A 12,954-nucleotide genomic window follows, 5' to 3' on the forward strand; every position below is an offset into this window, starting at 1 on the left:
GAGTATTTTTTATGATGATTTTTCTCTCTTCTTTCGAAATGGTAACCACCAGTTCCAGTCTCCAAACAATTTCATTAAACTTGGTACGAGCATAAGACGAATAATTGTTGCATCAAGAAATATCGCTAATGCAACGCCAAGACCCATTTGCCGTACTGGTAAAATATCAGTAAAGGCGAAAGCACCAGTTACAACAATCATAATTAATGCAGCTGATGTAATAATTCTACTTGTTGAAACAAGTCCTTCTAACGTTGCTTGATCGTTATCCCCCGTTTCTTCATACAGTTCATGGATACGCGAAATAAGAAATACTTCATAATCCATGCTAAGCCCAAAGACGAGACCGAAAATGAAGATTGGTAAAACAAATAGAACTGGACTTGCTTCTAAACCAAAATGACCACCTTCAAATAACCAAACAACAATCCCAATTGTTGCGCTTAGACTAAGTATATTCATAATAATCGCCTTAATTGGAATGAGTATAGATCGAAATGCAAATAATAATATAACAAACGTCGATCCAAATATAACAGACATACCAATTGCAACTTTATCTTTAATTTCATCTTCTAACTCTTGTTGGAACGTCGTCATTCCGCCTAGATAATACGTAACATTCGTTTCTTTATAATTTCGTTTAAAATCACGAACCCACTGTTTAGCAGTTTCAGTACGTGGTTTTGTATCTAAAAAGACTTCGATTGTTGTCTTATTTCCTTCCGTATACGCTTCAAATACCGGAGCTATTTTAGCAGCTTCTGGCGACTGTAACATCCCAGCAACTTGATTTGATTTCATTCCATTTAAACTGTCGTATAAACTTCTTACTTCATATACTTTCTTATCATCTTTTAACTTCCGAACGACTTCTTCTAGCTTTTGTAAACTTTCTTTTTCTTTCATATCTTTTTTCGTCTCTACGACTAACGTAACATCAGCATGTGTTTTTGCAGTTTCATTAAATGCCTCTTCGTACTTCTCATATGCAATTCTTGTATCACTTTGTTTAGGTAAAGCTTCCACATCAGGGAACTGCAAATTAGCTGTACGTAATGGTAATAAGCAAATCACAATAAATGTTGTAACAACAATAATCATCGCAATTGGATGTTTCATTACAAATTGTGCAAATGTACGCCACGCCTTTGCCGGTGTATGTGCTACTTGATTCTTTTTTAATATTCGTTTACCGATTAACGATAATAGCGCTGGAAGAAGTGTGAGCGAGAATAAAATACTCATAATTACAACAATCATTCCACTAATTGCGACGGACTGAATATAATCGATTTTAAAGAAAAACAAACCGGATAGGCCAACGAATACACATAATCCTGAAAATACGATTGCTCGCCCTGCTGTCTGATATGTAATTGCTATCGCTTCTTTTACCGTTCGCTTTGCAACTTCCTCTCGAAAACGATTTACAAATAATAGCGCAAAATCAATAGACAACGCAAGTCCGATCATCGGTGCAACATTTAGCACAAAGATAGATAGTTCCTTATCGCTACCTATAAAGTATAATATGCCCATCGTACTAATAACACTAAGTGCCCCATTTACAATTGGTAAAATAGATGCCAAAAGGCTACCGAATGAAAATAGTAATACGAGAAATGCAATTGGTAACCCAATCATCTCTGCTACTTTTAAATCATTTTGCGTTCTTTCATTAATCTCTTTGTTAATTTTCGGAAATCCTGTAGGCGTTACTTTTAATGCCTCATTACTTTTCTTTTCGATTTTATCAGCAAATTGTAATGTCTTTTCCATTCGTTCTTTATTTGTTTTCCCGGAAAATAAAATTGTCGCATAGCCGATATCATCTTGTAACATTTCTTTATTTTGCACTGGATGATGGAAAGATTCATATTTCTCTTTCTCTTGTACATTTTTTACAATACCCTCTACTTGCTTTTGAAATTCCTCATGTGAAACGCCCTTATTTTTTTCAAAAACGAGTAGAAGTGTATCTTGAGACCTCTTAAAATCTTTATCTAAAATTTCTTTCGTTTTTTGGTAGTCCCCTTCCGTTTGGAAGCCATCACCACCTAATACGCCTGGTAGCTTTGGTGCGAATATACCGAGTGCTATCGCAACCAATAGTAATGCTACTATTACTGTATAACGGAACTGATACAAAAAAGCTCCTAATTTTCCCCACTTATCTACTTTATGTACATTTGTTTTCACACATTTTCACCTACTTTACATAATTCAATTGCCACTTATACTGTATCACATCTTCATACAAACAAAAAACGTCTAGAAAAACTATAATAATAGTTTTTCTAGACGTTTTTCTATCTCTCTTTATTAAGACCAAACCTCTCAGTAAGTAAACGATGGTAATAAATCGCCATAATTAATAAAATACCACCTACGCAGTAGCCTGCTAAAATATCAGTTGGATAATGCACATTTAAAATGACTCTACTTAATCCAATCGATACAATGATTATTCCCATCAAAATGGTTATCATATATTTTCCTGCTACACTCTTCAAATTTGCCGCAATGATATAAGCAAGAAATCCGAATGTCATAATAGATAACATCGCATGTCCACTAGGGAAGCTATATCCAAGTGCATCCAACGCTTCATTTAGCGACGGACGATCCCTTTTCATAATTTCTTTTATCCCTTTATTCACAAGATGGGTTATTAAGATGCCCACTGGATATACGATCATCGCAGCATAGTAACGTTTTCTCCAAAAAACAAGTAAACTTATAACGAGCGTAGTTACGATCCCAATGGCAGATCCTAATTTTGTATAGTGTGAGAAAAATGTAAGCGAACTTTCAGTTTGTAATCCTTTTACTAACCCTCTGACATATGTATCCATCACTGTAACACCACCAGCATGTACTCTCCAAGCAACAATGCCAAATACAGCAAATAATAAACCGATACACATTACCTCATATTGATGCAACTTCTTCTTCAAACGATTTCCTCCTACTATGAAAAAATGCGATTTCTACTTTAGAAACCGCATTTCCTTACTTATTTACCTTTTGTTTTTAGCTCTGTCCAGTAACGATCATAGTCTTTTAACTTATCGTCTACATCAACAAGCCATTCTGTACGATCTAACTCTTCTTTCGTTAAGAAAATCATGTGGTTATCACGATATTCTTTACTATGAAGAGGATGAGCTTTTTCATTTGGATTACTGTATCCAATTGACTCGTAGTTTTTCACACTTACTTTTTCATCTAGTAAGTAGTTCATAAACTTCTCTGCAAGCTCTTTGTTTTTCGCACCTTTTGGAATTGCTAACGTATCAGCCCAAATTGTACCGCCTTCTTTTGGTACAACGTACTCTACATCTTTATTATCTTTTGCGATAAATGCTGCATCCCCAGACCAAACTGTTCCGATCCAAGCATCTTCTGTAATAAATTTTTGTTTAATATTATCTGTATCAAATGCTAATAAGTTTGGAAGTAGCTTCTGTAAATCAGTTGCTGCTGTCTTTAACTGTGCATCGTCTTTCGTGCTGTTTGAAAATCCATGCTTCTTAAGACCCATTCCTAACACTTCACGAGAATCATTTAATAAAGTTACATGCCCTTTATATTTCTCATTCCATAAGTCAGCCCAACTTGTAGGTGCTTCCTTCACATACTTTTTATTGTATGCAATACCTGTTACGCCCCAAGTATATACTAAAGAATATTTATTCTCTGGATCAAATGCAGGTGTTTTGAAATTAGAAATCATGTTTTCGATATTTGGGATATTCTTTTTATCTAACGGCGCTAATAAATCCATTTTCGCCATTGTTTTAACCATGTAATCAGACGGCTGAATTAAATCATACTTCGCGCCACCTGCTTGTAATTTCGCAAGCATTTCTTCATTACTTGCATACTTATCATAGTTAATTTTCACGTTATATTTCTTTTCAAAATCTCTTAACACTTGCTCATCAAAATTGTCAGCCCAGCTATAAATGTTTAACTCTTCTTTTTTTTCACCACAACCAGCAAGTACACCAGCAACAAGGCTAAAGCTAATTGCTGCGCCGGCTAATCTTTTCATTAATTTCATCGGTTTTATTACCTCCTCGTACTTTCTATATCGTTCGTATTATAAAGGAAGGTGTCCTCCAGAGTTTTCTTCACCATCTGCACCTTTGTTACGGAAGATTTCAGATAGAACCATTAATCCTACGATAGCCACAATTAAAATTGTAGAAAGTGCATTAATTTCTGGTGATACTCCGCGCTTAACCATACTGTAAATGTATAATGGCAATGTTGTTGATCCTGGTCCTGATACGAAGAAACTAATTACAAAATCATCAATTGATAATGTGAATGTTAATAATGCGGCAGAAATAACTCCTGGTGCAATTGCTGGAAACGTTACATAACGAAACGTTTGCCACGGCGTTGCTCCTAAATCATTCGCAGCCTCTTCTAAATCACGTCCCATACCAGAAAGGCGTGCTGCTAAAATAACGACAACAAATGAAATACTAAATGTAATGTGTGCAATAATAATTGTTGTTTTACCAAGCTCCATACCTAATTGACTAAATAAAATAAGTAAAGATAATCCCATTAAAATATCAGGGATTAAAATTGGTAAATATACAAGACCGTTAATCGCACCTTCATAACGATATTTATAACGATGTAATGCAATTGCAAAAATCACACCAAGAACAGTCGTTACAATCGTCGTTACAATCGCAATCGTCATACTATTTACAAACGCATCAATAACATCTTGTTTTTGAAATAAATCTGTATACCAATGGAATGTGAATCCTTCCCATTCCGCATTAATGCGAGAATCATTGAAGGAATACACCATTAAAACCATCATTGGAAAATACAAGAACAATAAAATTAACCAAGAATAAGAAACTAAAAACTTCTTCATCTTTGCCTATTCCCCTCCGTTCCCATCATATTTATATACTTTCGTTGCACGATAATATAAGTAAATTAACAGAACAGAGAATAGAACAACAATCATAGATAACGCAGATCCAAACGGCCAATCACGCGCTCCTAAGAATTGATTTTGAATTACGTTTCCGATTAATGCTACTTTCGATCCACCCATAACGTCTGATACAACAAACATTCCGATAGAAGAAACAAACACTAAAATAGAACCGGTAGCAATCCCTGACATCGTCATTGGTACTGTAACATTCCAAAATGCCTTTACTGGTGTTGCCCCTAAATCATAAGCTGCTTCTAGCTTACGCTTATCAAGCTGCTCGATCGCTGCATACACTGGTAAAATCATAAATGGTAATAAAGAATATACCATTCCGAGTATGACAGAAGGTGTATTATATAGTAAATTTAAAGGTTCACTAATAATACCTAGCTTCAATAGCAATGTGTTTACAAGACCTTGTGAACGTAAAATAACAATCCATGCGTAAGAACGAACAAGGAAGTTAATCCAAAACGGGATTGTTGCCAATAATAAAAGAATCGAACGATATTTGCGATCGACAATTGTAATTGTATATGCAAATGGATAACCGATCAGTAAACATATTACTGTGGTAATAACCGCAATTTTTACTGTTTCCCATAACGTCCCCATATATAATGGATCAAATACACGTTCTATGTTCTCTAATGTAAATTGCATTTCTACTGTCCCATATGCTCCGCGCTGCATGAAGGCAAATGCCAATACAAACAGAAGGGGAATTAGGAAGAAGATTAACAGCCATGCGACTGTAGGTAGTGCGAGTAATTTCCCTTTTTTCAATTTAAGGTCACCTCGTCCTCTTGCTCCCAGCCTACGTATACATTATCTCCAATGCTCCACTGTGCTGCTTCTTCAGCAGTTTGATATGCCATTAGTAATTCTGATGTTTTCTCATCACGTACATAAAGCTTCTCCATATTTCCAACAAACTCAATGTCTTCAATATGTCCAAGGTGGTATTCTTTTAAAATTGGCTCTTCAACCGAACGCACTTTTACATTTTCAGGACGAATTGCTACATAGCCTTCCCCGTTTTTTACAATATTATTTTCACCGATAAATGTCGCAACGAACAACGTTTTCGGCTTATTATAAATTTCTTTCGGCGTTCCAATTTGTTCAATATGTCCTTTATTCATAACAACGATACGATCACTCATGCTCATCGCTTCTTCTTGATCGTGCGTTACGTATATGAACGTAATTCCTAAATTACGTTGTAAGTTTTTTAATTCACGTTGCAAGTCTTTTCTTAACTTAAAGTCTAACGCCCCAAGTGGCTCATCTAGTAATAGTACACGCGGGTTATTTACAATCGCTCTCGCAATTGCTACACGCTGCTGCTGTCCACCAGAAAGCTTTGCAGGTTTACGATTACGGAACTCAAGTAACTGCGTTAAACGCATTGCCTCTTCAGCACGCTCTTTCTGCTCTGCTGCCGGTACTTTCTGCATTTTCATACCGAAACAAATATTTTTCTCCACATTCATATGTGGGAATAGCGCATAATGTTGGAACACTAGGTTCATATGACGCTTATATGGTGGCAAATCGTTAATCTTTTCATCATCTAATAAAAGATTCCCTTTAGTTGGAGTTTCAAATCCTGCGATCATACGAAGTAACGTCGTTTTTCCGCAACCACTCGGCCCTAAAATAGTTAAAAATTCTCCTTCTTTAATATCTAAAGAAAGCGGTGGGATAATCACTTGATTTCCAAAATGTTTTTCTACTGCTTCAACTTTAATAATCTTTTTCATTTTCCCGTCCTATCTACCTCAAATTTAAATTTTTATATTCATGAATAAATATTTATGTTCTATAGACTATTTTTTGTTTCGATCCAAACAAAAATGGTTATTTAGCAAGCGTTCACTTCTATTCTTTATGTAGTATGTTTGATTCATTTTCGCATGATACATAATGTCGAACAGAAAAACCCCTTCCATTGCGAAGGGGTTATTATCATACGGCTACGCCTACTGATAAACACCATCATCATTTTAACAACTTTCGTATGAATTTTAAAGCACTTTTTGTAGAAGAGTAACGAATTTTCATATCGAATGCCGTAGATTGGGCTAAAATGCTTTTATAATGTGAAAAAGTCCGAAAACTTTCTTCCCCATGATAACTCCCTAATCCACTACTTCCGACGCCCCCAAAAGGTAAATATGGCGTTGCAAGATGATAGACGACATCATTAATACAGCCTCCGCCATACGAAATATTACTCGTTACGTTCTTTTGCACTCCTTTATCTTCAGAGAATACATATAACGCTAACGGCTTCGGGTGTTGCTGAATCGTGTCAATTACATCTTCTATGTTGTCGTATTCTATAATTGGTAAAATCGGACCAAAAATTTCGTCTTCCATAACAGCACTTTCCCATGTAACATTAGTTAACACTGTTGGTTCTATATGTAAAGTTTCTTTTTTATAGTTCCCGCCAATTACAGTTTTACCATCTTTCAAAAACGTACATAAACGTTCAAAATGACGTTCACTCACAATTCGTACATAATTATCATTGTGCAGTGGCTCTTTTCCATACTGCTCCTCAATTTCATGTCGCAACGCTTCAATTAACTGTTCTTTCACGGAAGCATGCACATACATATAATCAGGCGCTACACACGTTTGCCCTGCATTTAAAAACTTTCCCCACACAATCCTTCTTGCTGTTACATCTATTTTCGCATCTTTATGTACAATACATGGACTTTTCCCGCCAAGTTCTAACGTAAGCGGCGTCAACTGTTTTGCTGCTGCTTCCATTACTACTTTTCCAACGCCCACACTTCCTGTAAAGAAAATATAATCAAATGGTTCCTTCAGCAAAGCGGTACTTTCTTCAACGCCACCTTCTACTACTGCTACAAGTTCTTCTTGGAATAATTCCTCTAACATTCCCGTAATCACTTTAGAAACGTTTGGCGTTAGCTCTGACGGCTTTAAAACGATTGTATTTCCAGCTGCTAGCGCTCCTACAAGTGGCGCAATTGCTAATTGAAACGGATAGTTCCACGGTGCAATAATAAGTGTCACACCGTACGGTTCAGGTACTACTTTCCCCTTTGATCCAAAATGAGTCAGCGCTGTTCGAACACGCTTCGGTTTACTCCACGATGAAATATGCTTCAATTGAAAGGAAATTTCTTTTAATACATATCCAACTTCCGTTGTAAACGACTCATGAACTGACTTATTTAAATCTAATTTCAACGCCTGAAATATTTCTTCTTCAAAACGCTGAATGCCTTCATAAAGCTTCTTCAAATTATTCTTTCTCACTTCTATACTTCTCGTATGGCCATTATAAAAATATGCTTTTTGTTTATTTACAATAGAAGAAACACTCATTCATTCACCTTCTCCCACTATTTTCATCCAATTCTTTCATTATTTATATAGACTTCATATATAATAAATTTCTATTCGTAAAGTTACATTATATATAATTTCTTCTTTTATATAAAATTCATTGCTCACAAAAAAACTACCGAAAAAAAATCTCTCGGTAGTTTTACTGTATTAACGATATAAACGAACAGCACCTGCAGAATTATCATCAGCTTGTCCTACTACTTCAAACTTCAGACCAAGATTCGGTAAAATACGTCCTGCATCTGGAATCTGTTGGTTAATATACGTTTTCGAATCGTCAAATTTCGGTACACCCGCTAAGCCATCATACGTAAATGTTCCACGCGTTGGAGATACAACTTTCCAAGCTGGTGTTTTGTCGAATGAGAACGCTGCATCAGCGATTTGGAATCGTGTACTACTCTTAACTGTCGGTTTACCATTTAAAGTTCCTACAATTGCTTCTGGGTGAGAGTCAACTACACCAAGGAAACCATGTCCTGGATGTACGCCAACCCAGTTATCTGTGTAAGCAGAGTCCGCATACCATACGACCATACCAGTGTTAAATACTGGACCGCGTGCAAATTTCAATGCGTTATCTGCACCAGCATAGTTTCTCCACTCTACATAATAGTTATGTTTTTTCTTCTCAGTTCCGTTAGATACAACAAAGCCATCTAATTTTAATTGCGGTGTACCTTCTGCATCATCAGAGAATACTACTTTACCATCTACTGTTAATGAAGCATTATCAAGAGCAAATCCATTTAATGCTAAACCACCATCAGTAATGTAATCAAATGTTAATTTTACTTTCTTACCTTTGAATTGGCTTAAGTCATATGATTTGTCAATCCATTTTCCATTTGTCGAATCTGCATTTCCACTATTAGCCTTCTCACCAAGTCTTTCAATTAACGTTTGTTTACCATCTTCTGTTACAGCGTGTACTTCAAGGAAATCATAACCTGCTTCAATCTCATATAATGACTTGAAATCGAATTTTGCATTCGTTGCATTCGTTAAATCGAACAGTGGTGTTTCCATCTTCGTATGAAGATCATCACCTTTTGTGCTGTAATAATATTGCTTACCAAATGCTGGCTCAATTGTTTTTACATCTTTATCAGGTAAGTTTACACGAATCATACCTGGCCTTGCTGATTTCGTAACACTTTGGTCTAAATATGTTGCTAAACCGATACCTTTATTTAATTTCTCGTAATCTACTTCTACGATATTTGCCCAGTTACCACCGATTGTTTTTTGGAAAAACTCTTTATTTTGTGGTGAGAAACTCGTTGGCGTCGTTCCAGCGATTTTACCAGCCCAGCTTCCGCCACTCATAATAGACCAAGCTTCAATCGGCTCACCCTGACCACTATATTGTGTATCATACTCATCTGGAAGACCTAAATCATGACCATATTCATGTGCGAATACACCAACTGCTCCGTCTTCTGGCTCAATTGTGTAGTCGAATGCTGCCATCTTTCCACCCCAATATGGAACTTTCGCTTGTGTGCCTTCAATTGGGAATGGTTTTGGTCCAACAGTCCAGCGATGTGACCAAATTGCGTCGTCACCTAATTTACCACCGCCTGCTTCTTGTCCAACACCCGCATGAATAATCATTAAATGATCAATTAAACCGTCTGGTTGATTTTTATTTCCGTCACCATTTACATCGTATTGATCAAATTGGTCGAACTCTGATAAATCTATACCACTATCTACAGCTGCTTTTAATGCATCTTTCACTAAGTCACGTGGTCCTTTTGGCCCTTTATTATCATGACCACCGCTAGCAGCATCTGCACCGTAATCAGCAGCTTTCCCAGGAACTGTTAACCATTTTGTAACTGTTCCGTCTACTGTATAACTACCACCAGATTGCTCTTCATAATATTGCTTGAATGTTTCGATTTTACTTCCATCATCTAATGTGAATGGCTCATTACCGAATAACATTTTTTCATAGTGTTCTTTGTTGAAATCATTAGAATACATGTAGCCTGGCTCTTTATCGATATTGTTATGTTTAAAGTCAGCGTACTCTACAAGTAAAACGAGTACTTTATCTTTACGAACATCACCGTTATACGCTTTTTGCTTTGCCGAAGATGTTGGTACTTTACCATTTAGCCCACCTTTAACTGGTCCTGTCGCTGCAGGTGTTCCTGTTGCAGGTTTATCTAACTTTTCTTTCGTATCTGCTTTTGCATCTTTCACTTTCTTTAAAAAGTCAGATGCTTCTTTCGTAAGTGGGTCCCCATTTGTTACTTCTTTCCCAGGATTTTCACCTTTTTTGTTCTCTACGTATTTTTCGACAGCTTTCTTTGTTTCTGTCTCTGAAGCCTTCGAATCAATTACCCCACGTTTTTTTAGCGCATCCGCTAAACGTTCTTCCGGAATTAAATGATCATCAACTGGGCTCGTAGCTGTCTTATTTACAGGTGTTTCAGCATATGCAGATTGAGTACCAGCTCCGAACGAAAGGCCTAATACAGCTGTCAAAGCGATTGATGATAAAACTTTGAACGGTTTCTTGTTCATCCCTTATTTCCTCCCCTAATAAATAATATGTATTACAAATTGAATTTTATTAAAAATTCAATATTTTTTCAATATTTAGTCATATCATGTAATGTTTTTAATATATTTGTAAAAATTCCATAGTTAGCATACGAATATATCACAATTCAACAATGTTTTCTGAAAATATTGAAAATATTTGTCAGAAACTTTATAATCGCCATAGAGGGAATTTAATGGGGATTTTATCTTTGTTTTATCTACAAAATATTTGATAATTCACTACATAAATACAAAATCCGATTGCATTATCACGTATTCTGTAGCAGCAGTTATGACCGATAATTAGGGAGGAATTACATTTGTACAAAGATAAGACTGACACATTGGATCAAGAATGGATTGATTTAATACTTGAAGCTCTAGACGCCGGTATCGCCTTGCAAGATATCGAACATTTTTTCCAACGTATGAGACCATCAAGCCAGGCTCAATAGGTTTGTTCTTTTTAGCGAAGTTTATGTTATAATAATGACATCATAAGACGACGACATATTGATAGAAAGGTGCGCAAATATGATTGGAGAACGTATAAAACGCCTGCGTTTACAAAAAGGTATTTCATTAACTGAACTTGCCGAAAAAGCCGGTGTTGCTAAATCTTACATTAGTTCTATAGAACGCAATTTACAAAAAAACCCTTCCATTCAGTTTCTTGAAAAAATCGCAGCAGTTCTACAAATTCCAGTTGATACTTTACTTCATGATGAAACAACAAAGGAAAATCACTTAGACTCCGAATGGACACAACTCGTTAAAGATGCAATGAGCTCAGGTGTCTCCAAAGAACAATTTCGTGAGTTTCTTGAATTTACAAAATGGAAGCAAGATCAAAAATAATAGAAAGAAGTGCTTACAAACCGCACTTCTTTTTTCTTTTAAAAAAAAGCGGGGGATACCCGCTTTTTTTATTATTTTGCTTCTCCAGCTTCTTGGTTAGCATTGAATGTCCATTCTAAATTCAATGAATCACCTTGGAAGATATTTTGGTCTTTTCCATCATCTACAAATTCAAATTGTACCCATAAATAATCCTCTGTACCAGCTTCTAATCCACCCTTTTCTCCCCACTCAGGAGCAAAGATATCTTTAGCTAAAAGATCTGGATCAGTTTTTTGTAAGTCTGCTAAAGTTGTTTCATATACAGGCTCACTCTGTTTATCCCAGTTCCAAAGGAATTTCACTTTAACGTGCTTACCAAAGTCTTCACCAGCATTATCGCCTTTTGCATCTTTCACAGTATACTTTGTCGCTAGTTTAACGTCTTTAATTGTTAATGAACCGCTATTCTTTAATAAGAACTCTTTCTTAACAGAATCCCCTGGTTTTAAATCTTTAATATCTACAAGCGTTTTAGGGTCTAATGTAAGATCTAACGTCCCAGCCGCAAATGTATTATTCGATACTTCTTTATCGCTAAAGTATGCAAATGTTCCTCCACCAATTAAAGATAACCCCAATGCTGCTGATGCAACTCCCATACCTAATTTCTTTTTCAGACTCACAATCAATTCCCCCTAGCTGTTTTTTATATTTTTATTGCTATCTCTTATTTAAAATAAGAGATGTAACTAAAACTATATTAGCTTAGCTAATATTTGTTCTTTTTTAAAAACCTTACGTTCATTATAACGAACACCACTATCTAAATACAACACATATTTATTAATATTTTCAGTTATTTTTATTTCTCAATATTATTTTGATTTTTCAGTTAAATGTTGAAAAATCAAAATAATATTGTTGATTTCTTGACCTATCCCCACTAATTAATAGCCTTATCCATCTAACTAAAATGAGCAGGACATGAGAAATAGGCGAGTGATAGTGCTCTCCTCACCTATTTATTTATGATCCCTATCTACTCTAGAATATTACTATATTTTACTTGCTATCTTTATTTTTCTGCTCTTCTTGTTTCTTACTCTCTTCTAGTTTTTTCGCTTCCTCTTGTTTCTTACTCTCTTCTAGTTTTTTCGCTTCCTCTTGTTTCTTACTCTCTT

At 35.7% G+C, this 12,954-nt stretch carries 11 protein-coding genes; 2 read left to right on the top strand and 9 right to left on the bottom strand.

Features of this window, described 5'->3' with window-relative positions; translation table 11 throughout:
- Nucleotides 1-9: 9 nt before the first annotated feature.
- The 8 genes from AC0NJG_RS09425 to inhA1 all read right to left on the bottom strand — a co-directional run bounded on the left by AC0NJG_RS09425 (nt 10) and on the right by inhA1 (nt 10,912).
- Nucleotides 10-2,202, bottom strand: a complete 2,193-nt coding sequence (locus tag AC0NJG_RS09425) for an MMPL family transporter (RefSeq protein ID WP_087951730.1) — start codon at nt 2,200-2,202, stop codon at nt 10-12.
- Nucleotides 2,203-2,312: 110 nt separating this feature from the next.
- Nucleotides 2,313-2,960 carry a phosphatase PAP2 family protein gene (locus AC0NJG_RS09430; RefSeq protein ID WP_140168460.1) on the bottom strand — a complete coding sequence of 216 codons (648 nt, stop codon included), beginning with the start codon at nt 2,958-2,960 and terminating at the stop codon, nt 2,313-2,315.
- A 59-nt stretch (nt 2,961-3,019) separates the two neighbouring features.
- Nucleotides 3,020-4,069 carry a spermidine/putrescine ABC transporter substrate-binding protein PotD gene (potD, locus tag AC0NJG_RS09435; RefSeq protein ID WP_087951729.1) on the bottom strand — a complete coding sequence of 350 codons (1,050 nt, stop codon included), beginning with the start codon at nt 4,067-4,069 and terminating at the stop codon, nt 3,020-3,022.
- A 39-nt stretch (nt 4,070-4,108) separates the two neighbouring features.
- Complete coding sequence (gene potC / locus AC0NJG_RS09440) at nt 4,109-4,909, bottom strand: spermidine/putrescine ABC transporter permease PotC (RefSeq protein ID WP_000714199.1); 801 nt, start codon at nt 4,907-4,909, stop codon at nt 4,109-4,111.
- 6 nt (nt 4,910-4,915) lie between these two features.
- Nucleotides 4,916-5,764 (bottom strand): spermidine/putrescine ABC transporter permease PotB, encoded by an 849-nt coding sequence (gene potB, locus AC0NJG_RS09445; RefSeq protein WP_000715498.1) that lies wholly within the window; start codon nt 5,762-5,764, stop codon nt 4,916-4,918.
- Entirely contained in the window at nt 5,761-6,744 is a 984-nt protein-coding gene (gene potA / locus AC0NJG_RS09450; protein ID WP_000720319.1) for a spermidine/putrescine ABC transporter ATP-binding protein PotA, read from the bottom strand. The genes potB and potA overlap by 4 nt, the downstream gene beginning before the upstream one ends.
- Before the next feature lie 238 nt (nt 6,745-6,982).
- On the bottom strand, nt 6,983-8,350 hold the full coding sequence (locus AC0NJG_RS09455) for an aldehyde dehydrogenase (RefSeq protein ID WP_087951728.1): 1,368 nt from the start codon (nt 8,348-8,350) through the stop codon (nt 6,983-6,985).
- 171 nt (nt 8,351-8,521) lie between these two features.
- The gene (gene inhA1, locus AC0NJG_RS09460; RefSeq protein ID WP_474063000.1) at nt 8,522-10,912 is read right to left on the bottom strand and encodes a M6 family metalloprotease immune inhibitor InhA1; all 2,391 of its coding nucleotides are present in this window, start codon (nt 10,910-10,912) and stop codon (nt 8,522-8,524) included.
- Between the two features lie 341 nt (nt 10,913-11,253).
- Here inhA1 and AC0NJG_RS09465 point away from each other — a divergent pair, with 341 nt between their 5' ends.
- Nucleotides 11,254-11,388 (top strand): anti-repressor SinI family protein, encoded by a 135-nt coding sequence (locus tag AC0NJG_RS09465; protein ID WP_000276223.1) that lies wholly within the window; start codon nt 11,254-11,256, stop codon nt 11,386-11,388.
- 79 nt (nt 11,389-11,467) lie between these two features.
- On the top strand, nt 11,468-11,791 hold the full coding sequence (locus tag AC0NJG_RS09470) for a helix-turn-helix domain-containing protein (RefSeq protein ID WP_000578882.1): 324 nt from the start codon (nt 11,468-11,470) through the stop codon (nt 11,789-11,791).
- Between the two features lie 71 nt (nt 11,792-11,862).
- Here the strand turns inward: AC0NJG_RS09470 and calY are convergent, their stop codons facing one another.
- A complete protein-coding gene (gene calY / locus AC0NJG_RS09475; RefSeq protein WP_000053729.1) occupies nt 11,863-12,456 on the bottom strand; it encodes a biofilm matrix protein CalY in 594 nt (197 codons plus the stop codon).
- Nucleotides 12,457-12,954: the final 498 nt, after the last annotated feature.

This window comes from Bacillus sp. SSR7 (assembly GCF_055902415.1).